Below are 19,595 nucleotides of genomic sequence, written 5' to 3'. Positions count from 1 at the left end.
TTTATCAGGAATTAGTATCAATTAAGTAATCAATCTAGACGTAAAATCAAAAAGCCGAACTGAATCCAGTTCGGCGTTTTTGCTATAAGTCACAGATTGCGTATAGAAACCTCTCAGAATATCGACACTCGTTCAGTAAAATAGATAAGTATGATATAAAACAGTCTGCCTATAACAAAAAAATAGCGTTACCTAAAATTAGAAAGCTATGGGGTAATCTTGAAAGTCAGACGTAAATACATTCTTAATTTTTCAATTGCGCTCGCCGTCGTGTCGATGATTCTTTCTGCCTTTCAATTTAATCGAACTGAAAGGTCATTGTTGGAATCTAACCAACTGTTTTTTCGTACGATTGTGAACGCGAGTTACGACATCGTAGACACCACAGTCAACGAAGCGATCAAAACCTATCTAAAAGGTGTGACTGATACCGTCGCCTCTCACGCACTGCGTGTCTCTCCAGAACAAGAAGTTGAAGAAGTCATTCGAATTGCCAACGAATTGGTGATTGGAGAGTCTGGTTATATCTACCTGATGTCACCACAAGGTATTCATCTATATCACCCGTTTTTACAAGGGAAAAATCGCGCGCATTTAACCCATATTCAACAACAACTGAGCTTACAGTCTGGAATGACCCAATACTCGCACGCCAATCCACATGAAGTTGGCAAGCGTGCGAAGGTCGCATATTCAGTGAGGCTACCGAGTGGCAATACATTGGTGGCGACCACCTATAAAGATGAACTGATGTACCTGGTTGATCTCGAAGCACTTAAAGACAAATTGAGAAAGTACTCGTATGGCGATAGTGGCTATGTATATATCTTTGATTTACAAGGCACGTTAGTCCTTCAACCTAACTTTGAACACGAGCACTTAAAAACCTTGATTGATGACTCTTCAGAGTTGCTTATCGATAAAGTCGTCGATGAACCTGAAGGTCACTTTAGTTACTCTATCTCTACGGCAGATGGCACGACGAGTAAAAACATCTTCTACAAGTTTTATCCGTATCTTAATTGGGTTATTTCTGCTGGTGTCTTAGAACAAGAGCTCAACAAGAACCACAGCTTATTGTTGGCAAGTTTGATGACGTTGGTTGTTAGTCTACTGAGTATCATTGTTGTTCTGGTGCTTTACCTGCGGCATCGTCATCTCAAAATATTGGATGTTGCGAGCCTCGATTACCTCACAGGCCTTCCTAGCCGACGGAGTTTTATCGAGCAGCTAAAACTGAAAATTACTCAAAGGTCGCCTTATCCGCTAACAAATGTCGGTGTCATTTTGCTGGATATTGACCATTTCAAGCGGGTGAACGATCAATATGGTCATGCTCAAGGCGATAGGGTTATCTGTGAGGTCGCAAAATCACTGAAGAGATTTGTTAACCGTCGTCGTTTGATTGCACGCTATGGCGGTGAAGAGTTTATTTTGGTGACGTTTGATTGTGATGAACATGAGTTATTCGAATTATCAGAGGCGTTACGGTTATGTGTTGAGCAACTTCAAGGCTTAGTGTCGCCAGTAACAATCAGCGCTGGTTGTTGCCATGCTCAAGCACTGACTGACATTGAAACCGCTATCGATAAAGCCGACAAAGCGCTTTATCAAGCAAAAGAGAGTGGGCGTAACAACACTCAAGCGTATCGAGAGAACGAATATCACATTGCTTACATGTGATCGGTTGAAAGCCTCATTGAATTGAAAAGTTTTGTTCACACAAATCGAGCTCTTGAGAACGACAAACACAAAAAAGCCCAAATAGATCGCTCTATTTGGGCTTTTTCAGAATTATTTGAAAGGCTAATCGTTAATTTAAGCTTTCGCTGCTTTCATCGCTTCCGTTTTTTTTTCCTTTTGCATTTTTGCAAGGAAGTAGATGTTTACACAAGCGATAAAGCCGTTGGTGGCTGCAACTGGCCATGCGTCAATCATGATGCCGTATGCTGTGAAGAGTGCACAGCCAATAAAGTTAAGGACACGCAGACGAACGATATCTTTCATTGTTAATGAAATTGCGACCATAATAGACGCAGCGTAACCTAAAATTTCAACCATATTGAATTCCATTGTTTGACCCTCTTAAATTTGCCGATACTTTGTCGGTACCAATTCTTCTCTTCATGAGATGATTGAGGAAGCTCCGTGCCTCGAATGGTCTGGTTTTGTTTAACGGGGAGAACTATACCAACTCTGTTTTTGTGATTAAACCCCCAAAACAGACAGAGGTGAAGGTTAGCGATTACGCAAACGTTTAATGACCTTTCTATTAACATAATTACTATTTATGTTGGAGGTTGAATTGATAGTTATTCTTATATAGGTAAGGAAGCCTCGAATGATAAAACGATCCATTTGTGCAACAAAAAGCATAAAAAAAGCAGCACTATTGGCTTTGATGGCTATTGGGCTGACCGCATGCTCTACGCAAGAAATACCACCCACACACAATTATGGTGTGGTCACTAGCGGTGACTTTGGTTTCATGAAACACGGCGTGATGACGTACTCCTGGCACCCTGAGTCAGAAAAGGTTTACCTTTCTCAAAAATACGATGAAACCGTGGTAACCGATTTAGTGCGTGATTCGATTCAAGAACAGCTCTCAAGTAAAGGTTATCAGTTAAAGCAGGATGGTGTCGGTGATGTTGTTGTAGGCTTTGGATTAGCGGAAGAATCGGAACTGAACGATGAGTCTATCTTCGATGCGATTAAGCTATCTACTGGTGTGCCATTTTACGATGGTGAAGGTAAAGTCGCGGAGAAAGGGTCGTTGTACATTGCGTTTTTCGTACCTAACTCAGAGGTCGTACAATGGCAAGCATTAGCACAGTCTGGCATCCAACCTGATTTAGAGCCAAGCGAGAGCAAACAGCGTATTACTGGCTTTGTTGAAATGTTATTTAGACGCATGCCTGAGCGATAGCATTAGGCGTTGAATGCATTCGTGGAGTAAATATTAGTTGTGGAAAATATGGTCAGATCGCAGATTATACTTTTTTATTTGTAACGAATGGTACAAATACGTAAAGCAACGTAAAGTTCGCGCTTCTTTTGCTAGCATTTGTCTATACTGCTCAAAACGTTAACTTAGGTTTGATTCAATGAAACTGTTTTCCAAATACTCTCTCCCTCTATTAAGTATATTCATTGTAAGTAACGCCGCGATGGTAAGTAATGCAGCTATCGCAGCACCTTCTATAGTACCAAGCCCACCTAGCCTAGGCGCAAAAGGGTATGTGTTAATTGATTTTAATTCTGGTGATGTGCTGGTAGAAAAAAACGCACATACGAAGTTAAACCCTGCAAGCTTGACCAAACTGATGACTAGCTATGTGGCAGGTCAAGAGATGAAGCGAGGCAACATCTCTGCTGATGATCAGGTACGAATCAGTGAGAACGCGTGGGCGAAGAACTTCCCAGACTCTTCAAAAATGTTCATCGAAGTAAACACCGATGTAGCAATGATGGATCTTTATCGTGGCTTGATTATTCAATCCGGTAATGATGCTAGCGTTGCGATTGCAGAGCATGTTGCAGGCTCACAAGATGCATTCGTTGACCTGATGAACTCTTGGGCTACCTCTCTGAAGCTAGAAAACACCCATTTTGCCAATGCACATGGTTTGGATGCAGACGACCTCTATTCGACTCCTTACGATATCGCGTTACTCGGTCGTGCCATTATTCGTGATTTACCGGATGTGTATGGCTTATACAGCGAACGCTCTTTCAGTTACAACGGCATCACTCAACATAACCGTAATGGCTTGTTGCGTGATAGAAGCTTAACCGTTGATGGCATGAAAACGGGCTACACCTCTGGTGCTGGCTACAGTTTGGCGAGTTCAGCGACACAAGGCGAGATGAGACTTATCGCGGTTGTGATGGGCGCATCAAGCGTTAAGAGCCGTGAATCAGACAGCAAACAGCTGTTGAGCTACGGTTTCCGTTTCTTCGATACACTAAACCCGCATAAAGGCGGCGATCAAGTGGCTGAAGAGAAGGTATGGTTTGGTGAGCAAGACACATTGAAATTAGGTGTGGCAGAAGACACGTTCATTACGTTGCCTAAGTCAGACAGTAAAAAGCTGACTGCATCTATCGAGCTTAACTCTGAACTGAAAGCGCCAATTGCAGAAGGTCAAACTCTAGGTGTGGTTCATTACACCGTTGATGGCGAAGATGTTCAAACTCAGCCTTTGATCGCGCTTGAAGCGGTTGAACAGGGCGGTTTGTTCAAACGTTTAATAGACTACGTTAAGCTGTTCTTCGCGAGCCTGTTCTAAATAGAGCCTGTGGCGATAAGCCGCGCTGAAAAGTCGAAATATTATGGGTGTTGTGAGTGAATCACAGCGCCCTTTGTTATTTCTACATCAATGAAAACGCCGCGCCGCACTATCTTTATTAGCCGTAGCGGGCGGTTTCGATTACTATACGCAAAATTTAGCAGTGTAGTCACTTATGACGATAGATATAAAGAACGTAACCGAACCCGAAGTAACCTGTGCAAATTGTCAGGCATGCTGTTGTCGTTTAGAGGTTATGATCATCACAGATACGGGCGTACCTGAAGAGCACATCGCTTATGATGAATGGGGCGGTGAAACCATGAAGCGCTTAGACGACGGCTGGTGTTCTGCGGTAGATAGAGAAACACTGATGTGTACTATCTACGAAAACCGACCATGGATCTGTCGCGAGTTCGAAATGGGCTCTTTCGAATGTGTTGACCAGCGCAAAGATGTGATGGGCTAGGCGTCTGCAGTATTGAACTCAGTAACTAAAGTACGCTAATGAACTGTGATAATCACATTAAAATTAAATATCAGGGTTCTATACCTTAAGCAGTTGTAGAACCTTGATGCGTTTTATGAGATCAAATATTGAGTGAGATAAGAGTCTTAGCTCGATAAGTTAGAGTTTAGAACTCGGAAGGCACTTCAAACTCCATCCATTCACCGGTTGTCGGGTGAATCAACTTTAAGTAGCCAGCGTGCAGGTGTAAGCGCTCGCGTTTGTATCCGTATAAGTCGTCACCACGAATAGGTACAGCAAGCCCTAATGGATGAGCACAGTGCACTCGCAGCTGGTGGGTTCGCCCTGTTTTAGGGTACAAGTGAACCTTGGTTTTGCCATTGTGAGTGCTAACCACTTGCCAATGGGTCTCTGCATTTCGGCCGTGTTGGTGACAAACCAGTTGTCTTGGTCTGTCCGTGATGTCGCCGCGCAAAGGAAGGCTGATATTGCCAGATTCGCCCGTTATCTCGCCATCTAACAAAGCGGTGTAGCGTTTCTCTACGGTTCTATTAATGAACTGCTTCTGAATATGCTTGTTTGATTCCGCCGTGAGCGCCAAGATCAACAAACCTGACGTCGACATATCCAACCTATGGATAATCAAAGGACCAGTCGCATCCGGGTAACGCGCTTTTATGCGGGTATAAACTGAATCTTCGATGAACTTACCGGGAACCGACAAGAACTCTTCAGGCTTATTGACGACTACGATTTCATCGTCTTCATAAACAATATTAAAAGACTTACCAACCGCAGGGTTCACGATAAGCGGGTTATCTTCTAGCTCTATGCCACTTAACTGGTGTTCGAGGATCTCAAAGCTTTTACTCTGACAAACAGGGTAGAGGTTTGCGTGTTGTCGAATGATGTCTGTAGGCGGTAATCCCCACCAAAATTCAGACAAAGCTAACGGCTTGAACCCGTGTTCAAAGGCGAAGTTAAGCAGCTTTGGTAGGCAGCAGTCACCAGAGCCTTCAAGCGCGTCTTTACCATCGAGCAACTCGAGTAAATTCTTAGATTGCTTGGCTTGATTGATAAAGCGATAGTGAGAGAGGCGTTGAGTTTCCAACTGTTGTGAAACTGCTTGGTGATCTTGCTTACGGTTTTTCAGTTCGCTTTCAATCAAATCAATTTGTGATTGGCGCTCTGCGATCTTCTGTTTCCACTCAATACGAAGTGCTTTTAGGTCACGTTTCTCTTGGCTACTTTGATTGCCCAGTTGTTTGAGCAAATTCGCCGCTGACTCTAGATTCCCTAATGCTTTTTCTTGATTGGCTTGTTCTCTGAGTTCGTTACGCTGAGCTTTGTTTGCGGCCATTGCTAACTGAAAGGCTTCGATAGCTTTTGCTGATTCGATTTTTAACCCTTCAAGCTCGGCCAATAATGTGTCTAGATTGTGCGACTGTTGCAGCTTTTCAATGTCGTCCGAGAGCTGCAATTGTCGAGCAAGGTTCGCACTGTTTTGAGATTGAAACTGTTTTGAATCGAAGGCTGGTGGAACAAAGTGAATGTTGTTTAACTGAGAGACCAAAGCCGGATCTAACTGCAAGCCTGAAAACGCAGAAAGGTAACCTAACCCTTGTGTGGTTGGATTCTGAACAAGAAGCACAGCGTAGAGATTACCTTGCGAGGTTTCATTCACACCACAGTCGACAAGTGATTGCTGAAGCTGCAGCATAGCGAATTCACACACAGGGTGCGGGGTATAGTAATACGGAAACGTAAAACGAGTCGGTAGCGCTAAATCGACATTCGTGTTTGCTAGGTGCAGAGGTGTGTATTGAGCGACGTTTGTTGGCATTAAGATCAAACTCTATGGCTGTTCAGTTAGAGTTCGGTATTGTTGTCGAAATGAAGACAAATGAGAAGCCAAAGCAGAAGATAAATCGGCTTTGGCTTCATTTAGTTTCTTGTGTTTACTCTAGCAAGCACGTGTTTGAGTGAAACTCGATCAGTTCGAGTGTTCTAGCTCTACTTGCTCAGCTTTTTGGTAAGCAGGGTGGCTCTTTAAAAGTTCACCGTATTTAGCGATGTTAGGGTAAAGCGCAGTTGCACCAAAGTTACCCACGATTTCTACGATGAACGACATCATAAAATCTGCACCTGTTAGTGTGTCTGCAACCAAGTAGGTTTTACCTTCAAGTGCATTATTCACGTAAGTGAGGATCTTTTGGTTTTCATCGTCTGCATAACCGCCTAGGAAGTTAGTTTCACAGCCGTCCTTCATTACAAAGATCTTAAGCAGCATTGGCAAAATACCTGAACTCTCAGCGAAGTGAAGCCATTGCGAATACTCAACGTAGTTTGCGGTGCCGCGTGTAGGTGCGAACTTACCCTGACCGTATTTGTCGATTAGGTATTCCGTGATAGCACCAGATTCAGTGATCACGACGCCATCGTCTTCAATGACAGGAGATTTACCCAATGGGTGAATGGATTTGAGTTCTGGTGGTGCAAGAAAAGTGACACTGTCTCGTTGGTAGGGTTTGATTTGGTAATCTACCCCAAGCTCTTCCAATAGCCAGATGATGCGCTTTGAGCGCGACTTATTCAGGTGATGCAAAGTAATCATGATTCTACCTAGTTAACGGGTTCAGTTTATTGAATTTATTTAGCTTCGTTCGTTTTGATAACAAGCTTACCGAAGTTCTGACCTTCCAATAGGCCCATGAATGCTTGTGGCGCATTTTCTAGACCTTCAACCAGGTGCTCACGATAGTGCATCTTGCCTTGAGACAACCATTCTGTCATTTGAACAGCAAATTCGTTGTAACGGTGTGCGTAGTCATCAAAGATGATGAAACCTTGCATCTTAATTCTTTTAACAAGCAGCATACCCATCAGGCTAGACATACGATCTGGTCCTTTAGGCAGTGAAGTCGCATTGTATTGAGAGATAAGGCCACACACAGGAATACGAGCACCTGTGTTAAGCAGAGGCATTACTGCATCGAATACCTTGCCGCCAACGTTTTCAAAGTAAACGTCGATGCCGTTGTCACACGCTTTAGCCAATTGCTCCGCGAAGTCGTCAGCTTTGTGGTCAATACATTCATCAAAGCCAAGAACCTCTTTCGCGTATTGGCACTTCTCTTGACCGCCTGCAACGCCGATAACACGACAACCTTTTAGTTTGCCGATTTGTCCAACGGTTGCGCCTACAGCACCTGTTGCTGCTGCAACGACTAGCGTGTCGCCTTCTTTAGGTTGGCCGATATCAAGCAAGCCCATGTAAGCAGTAAAACCAGGCATACCCATGATGCCAAGCGCGTAAGAAGGGTGCGTTGGTTCTTTACCTAGTTTGATAAGGCCTTCACCGTTAGACACACCAAGATCTTGCCAACCTGTGTAAGCCAGTACCCACTCGCCAATTTCGTAATCAGCGTGGTTTGATTCTTCAACCTGACATACGGTTGCGCCTACCATCACTTCATCAATCGCAACGGGATCTGCGTAGGATTTAGCATCGCTCATACGACCACGCATGTATGGGTCTAGAGAAAGGTAAACTGAGCGAAGTAACATCTCGCCGTCTTTGATGCTTGGCGCAGCTATTGTCTCTAAACGGAAGTTGTCTTGAGTCGGTGCGCCAACTGGGCGAGAAGCCAATACGATTCGGCGATTGTCTTGTTGAGTCATTGGATGTCCTTAATTGTGTATTTTATACATTTAGAATTAGACCAGTCGTCTAGTCTTATTGTCTAAAAATCCCGCCGTCATCAAATTGATAAGAGGGCGGGTGATTTTTTTAAGTTAAAGCCAATAAAGCGCGCTGCGCGTTATTAGCTTTCACCTTTTAAAATTCGTTCGGTAAGGCTCAAAGCTGACTGTAAGCTATGTGAGCTTTGGCTCAGCTTGCTCAATAAGCTGGCGCCTAACCACATTGAGTATAGGTTCTGAGCTGCTTCTTGGCTCTCTTCAACCTTTATGGAGCCATCTTCAATACCGCCGACAATGCACTGTTCGATGGTATTCGTCACTTTTTCTGCACCCTTTAATAGCGCTTGGCGCATAGGATCAGAAAGATCAGAAACTTCCGCGCTGAGTTTAACGACCAAGCATTTATGAGCATTGCAGGTGCCGTTTTCAATCTGTGACCATCGAGTGAAATAACTGACAATTCTCTGGTAATGGTTGCCTTCACCATGAACCAAAATAGTTTCAACTCTGCTGATGTAGGTCTCAAAATAGTGCTGGATCAGAGCCTCGCCAAATTGCTCTTTCGATTTAAAGTAGTGGTAAAACGACCCTTTCGGCACGTCCGCTTCTTTAAGCAATTGCGATAAGCCAACGCCGTTAAAGCCGTTGTTCACTATTAATTGGTAGCCAACATCTAAAACATGCAGGCGTGTGTCATTCGTTTTTTCGTTCATGGGCGGTACTATAAGTTAAATTAGACCAGTCGTCTAGTGGTCGGTTTTCGAGGGTATATTTGGTCGTTGTTACAGTAGCTAAATAGCTAAATAGCTAAATAGCTCAATATCTAAAGAGGCTTCAAATGTTCAGATATAAAAAAGCCCCGACATAGCGCGTATGTTGGGGCTTAAATCAGTAACTTCGATTATTTGATAGAGATGAGTTCTACATCAAAAATCAGAGTCGATGATGGTGGGATAGGGCCTGAACCGCCTTTACCGTAAGCTAGAGTGCTTGGAATAAATAGACGAACTTTTTGGCCTTCAACCATGTAAGTCAAACCTTCTTGCCAGCCTTTAATTACTTGCTTAAGAGCAAATGAGATTGGCTCGCCGCGCTCAACAGAGCTGTCGAAAACAGTGCCGTCGATTAGCGTACCGTGGTAGTGAACCGTTACTTTGCTGTTCTTAGTTGGGTGCTCTGTGCCTGTACCTTCTTCAAGAACAAGGTATTGAAGACCGCTTTCAGTCGTAATCACGCCTTCTTTAGTGCCGTTTTCAATTAGAAATTGTTGGCCTTGTTCGAAGTTTTCTCCGCCAGACTTATGATTCGTCCAAGTACGGTAAATCATGAAACCCGCCAAAAGAAAGACAATGACCGGGATGACAAATTTAGACATAGTAAAACCTATTTATATTGAGTGCTGAATTTCGTAGTTAATACAAAATGTGTTAATCAGTTGACTAAAGCCGTGATTATGGTTGAGTCAAAAGGTAGTTGATCGTTTTTGCAATGCCAGCAACGTCTTGGTGACCTGCTGTTAGTACTTGGTATTTACCGTTGATGATAAAGGTTGGTACTGAGTTGATCTGACCTTTTACTGAGATCTCTTCTGCTTGCTTAACGTAGTCGAAAAGAGCGACTTGCTGTTCTTTATTCAGCTGGTATGGGCTAACCAAACCACGAGAAGTAAACGCTGTCTCTAGTGCTTGTTGACGCTGCTCAGGTGTTGCATCTGCACCCATTTGAACGGCACCAAATAGGTCGTCCATGAATGCGTGGTCAGGCGTCGCATCAAGCTGCATCACTGCTGTGTAGTAGATCATTGCGCTGATTTGAGCGCTTTCGTTGAACGTCACGTGCATCTTGCCAATAGTTTGGTCTGTTAGAGATTCAATCTCTGGAATGGCACTTTCCATTTGACGGCAGTGACCACAGTTAAGAGAGAAGATTTCAGTGATCGGAGACAAGTTAAATTCTGTTAGAGCAGTAGGAAGCGCTTCGTATTGAACGCCTTTTTGTGGCTCGTCTGTTTCACTACAACCCGCGATAATGAGTACGGCAGCGAGTGCTGTGATGAATTTAGTAAATGGTTTAAACATAATGTTTGCTCTAGCGTTGAGAAGTCGTGAGATTCTAACTATTTAGTACGAATTGGAAAACAATTATAAGGTAAATAAATGCAAACAGTTCGAACTAGCGGCTGAAGACAAGCTAGTAGACGGTTAACTGTGATCAACAGCACTTTTTTGGGTTCTGCTTTCTTTTCGTCTAAAGTTTTTCCCTCGGTGCCGATATAGACATTAGTGAATGGTTTATCTGCATGAGTGGTTGGTGAAGTAATGAGATATTTAGCGATAATGTTAAGCATAGCTTTGGCTGGGTGTGAAGCCACGTCACCAACTGACTTACTTGGCGGTGACATGCTAGAGACTGCACCACAAACCGATTACGACTTGATGCATCCTGAATGGGGTGTGGTTCAAACGACTCATGTAGCAAGCAATCGTGGGTACTCGATTCAGAGCAGCACTCATCAACACAGAACCATCACGACCAACTACGGACGTGGCGTTTCGACTAACGATCCACTGGAAGTCTTTTTAAGACAAAACCGTATCGATTTTGAAGTGTTGCCGGGTAACCATGTGATGGTAAAGCTTGAGCAGCACGTGAACTTTAAAACAGGTTCAGCATTCCCTGAGCCAGCGTATAATCAATGGCTAGATACGCTAGGCAACTACCTTGCTCAACGCCAAGATATTGATGTGGTGATTGAAGGGCACACCGATAACACGGGCACAGATCGAATCAATGATCCGCTTTCAGAGCAGCGAGCAAAAGAAGTGAAGGCTCGATTAGAGAGTAACTACGTATCAAGTCGTTCCATCTATACTCGTGGCTTCGGTGAGTATGTTCCAGCTTGTACGAACGCTTCTGCGCAAGGCAAGGCGTGTAACCGCCGTGTTGAATTGATGCTGATTGTCACGAAGTAGTCGTTTGAACTTTCGCGCCCAATTTGAAGCGATTAACGCCAAATAACAGACATAAAAAATCCCTCACATTCGAGGGATTTTTTGTATCTGACTTTTGTTGCTTTATTGCTTATGCAAACTGCTTTTCTAAGTAAGTTACGATATCTGAAGATTCGTACATCCACTCAGTTTTGCCGTCTTTTTCGATACGTAGACAAGGCACTTTCACACGACCGCCGCCAGCTTCAAGCTCAGCACGGTGTTGTTCGTTGTTTTTTGCATCACGAAGTTCAAATTGAACCGACTGACGTTTCATCGCGCGGCGCACTTTCACACAAAATGGGCACGCTTCGAATTGGTATAACGTGTGCGTTTTTGCTTGCTCATTCACTTTGCTTTGTTCTTCTTGAGAACGCTTCACACCACGTGGGCTGAAAACAAAATTCAATAACAAGATGACACGACCTAAGAACCAACGGATAAACTTCATAACTCTCTCTACATATTTAAAATTAGCGTTACAATTTGCAGCATTATATACACAAGTTTTGTCAGATGCTCGCAACAAACCGCTAATATCTATTTTGTCCGTTCGATCGTATGAGACTTAGCCACATTTAGCCCTAAACGCTTAGACAGTCGAGTCAGATTTGCTCGGTCTGTTTTCAGAACTCGCCCTGCTTGTGCCCAGTTAAAGTTGGCATCTTCCAACACCTCAGTAATGATACTGCGTTGAAAATCGTCCGTTGCACCACGTAGCCCTGCAGAAAGGTCGATCGTTGGTGTCGATAATGGTGTGTTTTTCACCTGAGTCGTCGCAATTGGCTGATCTTGGTCTAGAGGACCACAATCTTCCTTGGTGATTGTCACCAGGTTTTTATTGGTGCTGCGCGCTAACGCTTTCAATGCGGAACGACTGATCACATGCTCAAGTTCACGCACGTTACCCGGCCAACCATAACGGTTTAGGAAAGAAAGAACGTCGGAGCGGAACTTAACTTGGTTGATACCAAGCTTACGACGCGCTTGTTCTAAGAAGAAACCCGCTAATAGGCTGATGTCGTCACCACGATCTTTCAGTGCTGGCACCGCGATAGGATACACACTCAATCGGTGGTACAAATCGGCTCTGAATCGACCGTCTTCAACTTCTTGTTTTAGATCTCGGTTTGTCGCTGCCAATACTCGAACATCAATAGTTTGAATGTTGTCTTGGCCAACCGGTTGGATTTCGTTGTTTTGCAGCGCACGTAGGAGCTTACTTTGAGCGGCCAAAGGCAATTCACCAATCTCATCAAGGAACAGTGTGCCACCATCGGCTAAAGCAAATTTACCTAAGCGGTTTTTGTCTGCGCCAGTGAACGCGCCACGAACGTGACCAAACAGTTCACTCTCTACTAAGTTTTCAGAAATTGCAGCACAGTTTACGTAGACGAGTGGGTTACGTTTACGTTGAGATTGGTGGTGCAGGGTGCGAGCCACAAGCTCTTTACCAACCCCGGTGTCACCATGAATCAAGATATTAAACTCAGATGGAGCTACAACAGCGATGTCGTTCTTAAGCGCGACCATGGTGTCACTGTTACCAATCAACTCACCGCCGTCACGTTCCCACGCTTCTACGTTCAATTCTTCGAGTAATTGCTTTGACTGTTTTGCTTGATGCTCAAGTTGCGAGAAGGTCAGTGCCATCTGCATGGTTGAGGCTGCAATAGCTGCCAGTACTTCAAGGTTACGCGCCGGAATATTCGCGAAGACATCAGGTTTCAAGCTGTCTAGAGTCAGAATACCTAAGAGCTTATCGCCAAATAGCAAAGGCAAGCCCATACAAGCATGCATTGGTAAATCGCCATCATGGTCAATAAGCAAACCATCGAAAGGATCGGGTAAGGAGCTGTCAGCATCGAAACGAACAGGAGAGCGAGACGCGCAGATCTCTTCAAACCGTGGGTGTTCTGAAATGATAAAGCGACGACCGAACGTATCTCGGCTGAGCCCTTGCATTGCGATAGGTACTAGCGTGTCGCCTTGAAGGCTTAAAAGCGCGACACAATCACACGTTATGGTTTTGCGAATGGCATCGATCAGGCGATTGAAACGATCTTGATCGTTGACACCACTTGCGAGGCCAATGGTCATTTCCATGAGGGTAGATGCGGAGATATCTTGCATAAAAAACTCTAACTGTGTGTGTTTATCTACATAATAGAGTCTTATTGACTTAAAAAAAAGGTCTTTTTGACATTTTTATAAGATGAGTTTTGAGAAGAAAATCAGTAATGACGGGGATTGATAAAGTTGGCACTGATTGTGCAGAAGATACAGAGAAGCCCAATTATAGCGCTGATTAAACAGACTATTCTTGATCTCAATCAATCAGGTTGCATTAATCAGGTTTCGCGATTTTTTGAAATGAAAACGAGTCAAAATAACTCAGTTTCTAAAAATAACTAAGGTTTCAGAAAATCGATAAGTCATTCTTAATTTTTAGTAGTCAAAATGACATATAGGTCATAAGGCTCAGTGTTCGGAGTAAATTCATGCTTAACAATGCACATATCGAAATCATCAAATCTACTATTCCTCTACTTGAGCGCGCAGGCCCAGCTTTAACTCAGCATTTTTATCAACGTATGTTCACGCATAACCCTGAGTTGAAAGATATCTTCAATATGACTCACCAAAGAACAGGTCGCCAAGGCGTAGCACTGTTTGAAGCTATCGCGGCATATGCAAAGAACATTGAAAATCTAGCAGCGTTAACAACTGCCGTTGAACGTATTGCTCAGAAACACACAAGCTTTAACATTCAACCAGAGCACTACCAAATTGTTGGTTTGCACCTGATTGAGACATTACGTGAACTAGCTGCTGACGCCTTTACTCCAGAAGTGGAAGAAGCATGGACAGCCGCTTACCTATTCTTGGCGCAAGTATTCATCGATCGTGAAGCTGAACTTTACCTACAGCGTAAGCAAGCTGTTGGTGGTTGGGAAGCAGCGCGTGCGTTTGTGATTGCAGACAAAATCGAAGAGTCAGCGCTAGTAACAAGCTTTATCCTTCAGCCAAAAGACGGCGGTGAAGTTCTGGATTACACACCAGGTCAATACATCGGTATCGAAGTGAAACCAGAAGGCTCTCAATACAGCGAGATTCGTCAATACTCACTGTCTGATAAGCCAAACGGCAAGCAATACCGTATTTCTGTTAAACGTGAAGGACAAGGCCAAGAGACACAAGGCGTTGTATCTAACCACCTACACGATACGGTTGCTGTTGGTGATGAGGTTAGCCTATACGCACCAGCGGGTGACTTCATGTATCAAGAGCGCAGCAAGCCAGTAACACTTATCTCTGCAGGTGTTGGTGTAACGCCAATGCAGTCTATGCTTGAGTTCCTAAACACGGAAGATAAAAACGAGCCAGTACTTTACCTTCACGCTTGTGAGAACGTAGGCCAACACTCTTTCACGACTCGTGTTAAAGATATTGTTGCCGACAAAGGTTGGGAAGCGAAAACGTGGTACATGAACAAAGATGAATCTGCATGTGAAAACACGCATCAAGGTCAAATGGATCTAGCGTCTATCTCTGATACTAAAGGCTTTGAAGAGAGCGATTTCTACATCTGTGGTCCTGTTGGTTTCATGAAGAACATCGTAGAGCAGCTAGATGCAATGAAAGTTGACCGTTCACGCGTTCACTACGAAGTATTCGGCCCTCACGCTAACTTCTAATAGGTCTCGGCATTTCTAGTAACACTCGCCTGAACTATTAATACCTTGCCTATTCAAAGGTCTCACAGTGTGAGGCCTTTTTGGGTTTGGTTGGTTTTGTCTGACATCATCGACTACTGCAGAACACGATGGTTCAGCTAAGATCTTTTCGCTTCTATCTAAGAACGTTTCATCTTCTTGGACATGTAGTCGGAATCGAAAAACTCAGGCCAGTACATTTTTACGTAACCACCGGCAACCCAAATCACTAGAATGGTGGCGATGGTTAGCTCAAAGAAACCAAACTTGTGTAGCCAATACCATTGTGGGTATTCCGCGCCGAAAAATGTAGTTAGACGATGCATGGCAATAGCGCTGATCACAGATGGGAAGGTGACGGCAGCAATCGAAGGTTGGAACTTCAAACGCATTAGGCGGATGTAACACAAGTAAATCAACAAAGTCATGGTGATGGCAATGCCCGCCAATGCACCTGTTAGAATCGGGTCTGGGTTGTCGAAGTTAACCAAGTAAGCGGCTAAAGACAAGTTAACCGGAGCTGCCATGATAGCGAGTGTTGGTCTTGCTCGGCGAGGAAGATTGCCTTCGAACACCAAGCGGTATAACACCACTGGCAACATAAGGAAATAGATACCAATACAAGTGACCGCAAGTGTTTCTGAAAATACGGTGTGCCCGAACTGTGTGCCAGCTAAGGAACTGCTGATCAAACCGACCGGATACAGAAACCAACTCGGTACAATGTTCGACATTTTGAAGTTGATGATCTGAAAACTAAAGAACAACACCATCATGGTAAAGTGCAGCAATAGCGCGCAGAACCAAACTGGGTAGGCGATAGCTGGCGATATCTCGGCTAAATAGTCGCACAGAATCAGTAAAGCCATGCTCATTGGTGCCATCAAGCTTCCACTTAACGGGTGGCGAATGTCATTAAGGAAGGTATTAAAGCTCGTTAAATAGCGCAGTAAAACAGGCAGCAATAATAGCGCGCCGAATGCAGCGAGGTAGGGACGAATTATCTCACCAATGCCCGGGATATATAACGCCCAAGCTTGTCCTAACCCAATAACGCCAAGTGCTAAAGACGCCTGAGATGGCGGCACATTTTTTACTTGGGTTAATCTTCTCCAGTTCAACGACTTACTCCGACTTAGTTAATTAAAGACTTTTAGAATATTTGCTTTAGTTAGAGTGTGTAGGCCTTTCATCAATAGATTTTGAGGGCACTCAACTAATTTTGAGTGGATGATACCAAGTTTAACGTTTGCTTTTTTGATTTTGATACGGAATCGGGAGATTAAGCACGTTGAATGTGTGCTTTTGTTTCATGAGTCATTTGTAATTAACGTACTTCCTCTTGTTGAGGGAGATCTTGTTGTCTTAGTTTTTCGTTTTTCAGCGTACGGTTAAGCAGTTGACTGTAAATTGGCTGCCCACCTAACATTTGAGCAATGATTACCGCACCTAAGCAGGTGATGATCAACGGCAGGATCAGGTAGTAGTTATTGGTCATTTCGATAACCAACAGTATGCCAGTGATAGGCGCTCGCACGGTGGCGGCAAATAATGCTCCCATGCCAGCAATTGCAAACATACCCGGTTCAATATTCAGTTCGGGAAAGAATGCCGCTGCGATAAGCCCGAACGCATAACCAAAGAGTGTTCCTAGCGCAAGCATTGGTGCAAAGATACCGCCTGGCGCACCAGAGCCGAAACAAAGCAGGGTAGTGAGGACTCGGCCTAAGAAAATCAACAACAACACATTGGCGCTGTAGCTGCCATTCGTGATGTTCGGGATGATACCAATACCACCACCAGTTAATTCAGGTGTATAAAGGAGCAACAAGCCAAAGCAACCGCCAAGTAGGGTGCCTGTCATCAAGTAGCGTTTACGGTCATTCTTGTGGATCGCCACAAACAGGTCTTGGGAAAGCGTAATCAGTTTATTGAAAATCACACCAAACAGGCCGAACAACACACCTAATAATAAGAATAACCAAAGTGCGTCGAGTTCAGGCGGCTGGTACTGAGGCATTGTGATAACGGCAGATTGGCCATTGATAGAACGAAATACAATGTTGGCTGAAACTGCTGAGATGATGACAGCTTTGATTGATATGAGTGAGTAGCGAAACTGTGGTCTCATCTCCTCAACCACAAACATGATTCCTGCCAGTGGTGCGTTAAATGCGGCGGCTAAGCCACCAGCGGCACCTGAAGCCAACAGTGAGTGGCGAGTGTCATCGTCTTTGACTCGAAAGATATCAGTGACCATACGACCGATACTGCCGCCCATTTGAACGGTTGGCCCTTCACGGCCTAAAACCATACCAGAGCCTAACGCGCCCATGCCGCCAAAGAATTTTACTGGCAATACTCTCCACCATCGAACAGGGCGCATACCGTCCATCGCACCTTCAATTTCGGGGATGCCTGAGCCTGCAGCCTCTGGAGCAAAGCGGTGAACGAGGAAGTAACCAATAAAGGCAAATGCAGCACTAATAAGGAAAGCGGCCAACCAAAGGGGTAAATAGCTACCGATTTCATCTTTAAGCCAATCGGTACGAGTTTCTGTGATGAAATGAACCGCGACTTCGAAATAGGTACCCACTACGCCAGCAAGTACACCTACAATACAAGAAAGAAAGAGAACGGAAGCGGGTGTCTTATCTCTTGAGAGAAATTGATTAATAGCATCCCTTGGCATTTTGGCTAATAAGGATTGCTTAATTTTCTCTCTTCTGGTCATTGAAATAAGGCTCCTGAATGGGTTAAGGCGGGGTTGTCATAAATTATACGCGTCCTCTGCATATCCTATAGCAGCAAAGATGAAAAGTTGAATTTCATTTATGGAATGTACGTGTTACATAAATGGAATCTATGGGCAATTGTGGAATCGCCGTCACAATTTTGATCGATTCTCTGATGGTGGCTTGAATATCCCCAAAAATGAACCATAGTTAAATCGTAAAGCAACATAACGAACCGCAAGGAGAAGTGAGGTTTTACACACAATTTGGATGGATTCAGATACAAAGTTTTAGTTTCTCGTTAATTGTTCAGGTCGATATTTAAGGCTTCCTGATTCGCGAACTCACGATTGAGTAACGAGAGTGAGGCGTACTGATAAGTACGCCTTTAGTTCGTCTGGAGCATTCATTTTTCTTCGTTCCCCCCTTTTCTAGTGACACTCATACAACTTCTGGCTTAAATCATTCTCCGTATAAACAAGCGATTGGGGTCAATTTCTCCGTGATTGTGTATATACTCCCTTAAAAAGGAGAACTGATATGACCAAAAAAGTTCCTACAAACATAATTACGGGTTTCTTGGGTGTTGGCAAAACGACAGCTATTTTGAACCTGCTCAAAAATAAACCTGAGAATGAAAACTGGGCTGTCCTGGTTAATGAGTTTGGCGAAATCGGCATTGATGGCGCATTAATGACAGACCAAGGTGCTTTAATTAAAGAAGTACCGGGTGGCTGCATGTGTTGTACTGCAGGTGTGCCTATGTCGGTAGGTATTAATGCCTTACTGCGCCAAAAGCCGGACCGTTTATTGATTGAGCCAACTGGGCTTGGTCATCCTAAACAGGTTATTGCGACACTCACTTCAGAGCAATACACACCTTATGTTGATTTAAAAGCGACGCTTGGCTTGGTTGACCCACGAAACCTATCCAATGAAAAGTACACGTCGAATCAGAATTTCAATGATCAACTGGACAGTGCAGATGTGATTCTTGGTACTAAGGTTGACCTTGTTCATTCTGAAGACATCGATGTGTTCAATGATTGGGTGACGGATCAAACGCCAGCAAAAGTCTTCCATAAGCTAATTCACGATGGTGAAGTGCCATTGGAAGTGTTGGACATTGAAAGAGTATACGGCAGTGCTTCCTCTCATATTGAAGCGCATCATCACGATCACGCTGAACAAGAGCCTCAATTCCAACTTCCTCCCGGTGAAGCGTTCATCCGTAAAGAGAATAAAGGTCAGGGCTATTTCAGTTGCGGTTGGCTATTTGGCGCAGAGCATAAGTTCGACTTTGATGCGCTGTTTTCAATGCTGTCGGATCTTACGGCTGAGCGTGTAAAAGCCGTGGTGAATACTGACCAAGGTTGCTATGCGTTTAACGTGGCGAATCAAGTGGTGTCAGTGAATGAAATTTCCCTTGATGGCTTTGAGTCTCGTCTTGAAGTGATCGACTCGCAGTTAATGCCTTGGGACGATCTCGAGCAGATTCTACTCAAGCTGTGTGGTATCAAATAGCGCCATTTTAACTGTTTGAACTGATGATCTCGGTGTTTACTTCGTTGAAGGTGGGGTAAACACCAGATTAAATGAGAAAGTTTGCGTTATATCACGATAAATGTGAGATAAATCACTCTAATTACTTTATAGTGCTCGGCTGAAATAAGAATGTAGGCTGTCTGCTT

18 protein-coding genes are annotated in these 19,595 nt (G+C 44.0%); 7 read left to right on the top strand and 11 right to left on the bottom strand.

The annotated features are described in order from the left end of the window. Positions 1 to 219 precede the first annotated feature (219 nt). Positions 220 to 1,683 carry a diguanylate cyclase domain-containing protein gene (locus tag AB4517_RS08430; protein WP_372148196.1) on the top strand — a complete coding sequence of 488 codons (1,464 nt, stop codon included), beginning with the start codon at positions 220 to 222 and terminating at the stop codon, positions 1,681 to 1,683. A 135-nt stretch (positions 1,684 to 1,818) separates the two neighbouring features. Here AB4517_RS08430 and AB4517_RS08425 read toward each other — a convergent pair whose 3' ends face one another. Continuing rightward, complete coding sequence (locus tag AB4517_RS08425) at positions 1,819 to 2,073, bottom strand: YgjV family protein (protein ID WP_017068159.1); 255 nt, start codon at positions 2,071 to 2,073, stop codon at positions 1,819 to 1,821. 268 nt (positions 2,074 to 2,341) lie between these two features. Here AB4517_RS08425 and AB4517_RS08420 point away from each other — a divergent pair, with 268 nt between their 5' ends. The 3 genes from AB4517_RS08420 (at position 2,342) to AB4517_RS08410 (ending at position 4,761) form a co-directional block, all read left to right on the top strand. Then, complete coding sequence (locus AB4517_RS08420) at positions 2,342 to 2,929, top strand: DUF4136 domain-containing protein (RefSeq protein ID WP_017064475.1); 588 nt, start codon at positions 2,342 to 2,344, stop codon at positions 2,927 to 2,929. 178 nt (positions 2,930 to 3,107) lie between these two features. Beyond that, the gene (locus AB4517_RS08415) at positions 3,108 to 4,292 is read left to right on the top strand and encodes a D-alanyl-D-alanine carboxypeptidase family protein (RefSeq protein WP_017064476.1); all 1,185 of its coding nucleotides are present in this window, start codon (positions 3,108 to 3,110) and stop codon (positions 4,290 to 4,292) included. Positions 4,293 to 4,467: 175 nt separating this feature from the next. Beyond that, positions 4,468 to 4,761 carry a YkgJ family cysteine cluster protein gene (locus AB4517_RS08410; RefSeq protein ID WP_080582263.1) on the top strand — a complete coding sequence of 98 codons (294 nt, stop codon included), beginning with the start codon at positions 4,468 to 4,470 and terminating at the stop codon, positions 4,759 to 4,761. A 166-nt stretch (positions 4,762 to 4,927) separates the two neighbouring features. Here AB4517_RS08410 and AB4517_RS08405 read toward each other — a convergent pair whose 3' ends face one another. The 6 genes from AB4517_RS08405 to AB4517_RS08380 all read right to left on the bottom strand — a co-directional run bounded on the left by AB4517_RS08405 (position 4,928) and on the right by AB4517_RS08380 (position 10,541). Continuing rightward, positions 4,928 to 6,604 carry an RluA family pseudouridine synthase gene (locus tag AB4517_RS08405; RefSeq protein ID WP_102333491.1) on the bottom strand — a complete coding sequence of 559 codons (1,677 nt, stop codon included), beginning with the start codon at positions 6,602 to 6,604 and terminating at the stop codon, positions 4,928 to 4,930. Positions 6,605 to 6,754: 150 nt separating this feature from the next. Continuing rightward, positions 6,755 to 7,375 carry a glutathione S-transferase family protein gene (locus tag AB4517_RS08400; protein WP_017064479.1) on the bottom strand — a complete coding sequence of 207 codons (621 nt, stop codon included), beginning with the start codon at positions 7,373 to 7,375 and terminating at the stop codon, positions 6,755 to 6,757. A gap of 35 nt (positions 7,376 to 7,410) precedes the next feature. Continuing rightward, the gene (locus tag AB4517_RS08395; RefSeq protein ID WP_372148195.1) at positions 7,411 to 8,442 is read right to left on the bottom strand and encodes an NADP-dependent oxidoreductase; all 1,032 of its coding nucleotides are present in this window, start codon (positions 8,440 to 8,442) and stop codon (positions 7,411 to 7,413) included. A 143-nt stretch (positions 8,443 to 8,585) separates the two neighbouring features. Next, the gene (locus tag AB4517_RS08390; RefSeq protein WP_017062643.1) at positions 8,586 to 9,176 is read right to left on the bottom strand and encodes a TetR/AcrR family transcriptional regulator; all 591 of its coding nucleotides are present in this window, start codon (positions 9,174 to 9,176) and stop codon (positions 8,586 to 8,588) included. 188 nt (positions 9,177 to 9,364) lie between these two features. Then, positions 9,365 to 9,838 (bottom strand): FKBP-type peptidyl-prolyl cis-trans isomerase, encoded by a 474-nt coding sequence (locus AB4517_RS08385; protein ID WP_017062642.1) that lies wholly within the window; start codon positions 9,836 to 9,838, stop codon positions 9,365 to 9,367. 76 nt (positions 9,839 to 9,914) lie between these two features. Beyond that, positions 9,915 to 10,541 carry a thioredoxin domain-containing protein gene (locus AB4517_RS08380; RefSeq protein WP_017062641.1) on the bottom strand — a complete coding sequence of 209 codons (627 nt, stop codon included), beginning with the start codon at positions 10,539 to 10,541 and terminating at the stop codon, positions 9,915 to 9,917. 258 nt (positions 10,542 to 10,799) lie between these two features. Here AB4517_RS08380 and AB4517_RS08375 point away from each other — a divergent pair, with 258 nt between their 5' ends. Further along, a complete protein-coding gene (locus AB4517_RS08375; RefSeq protein ID WP_372148194.1) occupies positions 10,800 to 11,435 on the top strand; it encodes an OmpA family protein in 636 nt (211 codons plus the stop codon). Positions 11,436 to 11,544: 109 nt separating this feature from the next. On the opposite strand, the gene AB4517_RS08370 is transcribed toward AB4517_RS08375, so the two are convergent. Continuing rightward, on the bottom strand, positions 11,545 to 11,904 hold the full coding sequence (locus AB4517_RS08370; protein ID WP_017062638.1) for a glutaredoxin: 360 nt from the start codon (positions 11,902 to 11,904) through the stop codon (positions 11,545 to 11,547). An 89-nt stretch (positions 11,905 to 11,993) separates the two neighbouring features. Continuing rightward, entirely contained in the window at positions 11,994 to 13,586 is a 1,593-nt protein-coding gene (norR, locus tag AB4517_RS08365; RefSeq protein ID WP_017062637.1) for a nitric oxide reductase transcriptional regulator NorR, read from the bottom strand. 368 nt (positions 13,587 to 13,954) lie between these two features. Here norR and hmpA point away from each other — a divergent pair, with 368 nt between their 5' ends. Continuing rightward, positions 13,955 to 15,151, top strand: coding sequence for an NO-inducible flavohemoprotein (hmpA, locus tag AB4517_RS08360; protein ID WP_372148193.1), 1,197 nt, complete (start codon positions 13,955 to 13,957; stop codon positions 15,149 to 15,151). 158 nt (positions 15,152 to 15,309) lie between these two features. On the opposite strand, the gene AB4517_RS08355 is transcribed toward hmpA, so the two are convergent. Both AB4517_RS08355 and clcA read right to left on the bottom strand, forming a co-directional pair. Further along, the gene (locus tag AB4517_RS08355; protein ID WP_104216296.1) at positions 15,310 to 16,290 is read right to left on the bottom strand and encodes a TDT family transporter; all 981 of its coding nucleotides are present in this window, start codon (positions 16,288 to 16,290) and stop codon (positions 15,310 to 15,312) included. 206 nt (positions 16,291 to 16,496) lie between these two features. Then, complete coding sequence (gene clcA / locus AB4517_RS08350; RefSeq protein WP_372148192.1) at positions 16,497 to 17,903, bottom strand: H(+)/Cl(-) exchange transporter ClcA; 1,407 nt, start codon at positions 17,901 to 17,903, stop codon at positions 16,497 to 16,499. A gap of 541 nt (positions 17,904 to 18,444) precedes the next feature. Between clcA and AB4517_RS08345 the strand changes: the two genes are divergently transcribed. Further along, complete coding sequence (locus AB4517_RS08345) at positions 18,445 to 19,428, top strand: GTP-binding protein (protein WP_017082085.1); 984 nt, start codon at positions 18,445 to 18,447, stop codon at positions 19,426 to 19,428. The last annotated feature ends 167 nt before the right edge of the window (positions 19,429 to 19,595 follow it).

This window comes from Vibrio sp. 10N.222.52.C3, from assembly GCF_041474195.1.
In the GTDB taxonomy this organism is placed as follows: domain Bacteria; phylum Pseudomonadota; class Gammaproteobacteria; order Enterobacterales; family Vibrionaceae; genus Vibrio; species Vibrio crassostreae_C.
The sequence above is the reverse complement of the archived record's forward strand: the minus strand, read 5'-3'. Positions and strand labels throughout refer to the sequence as shown.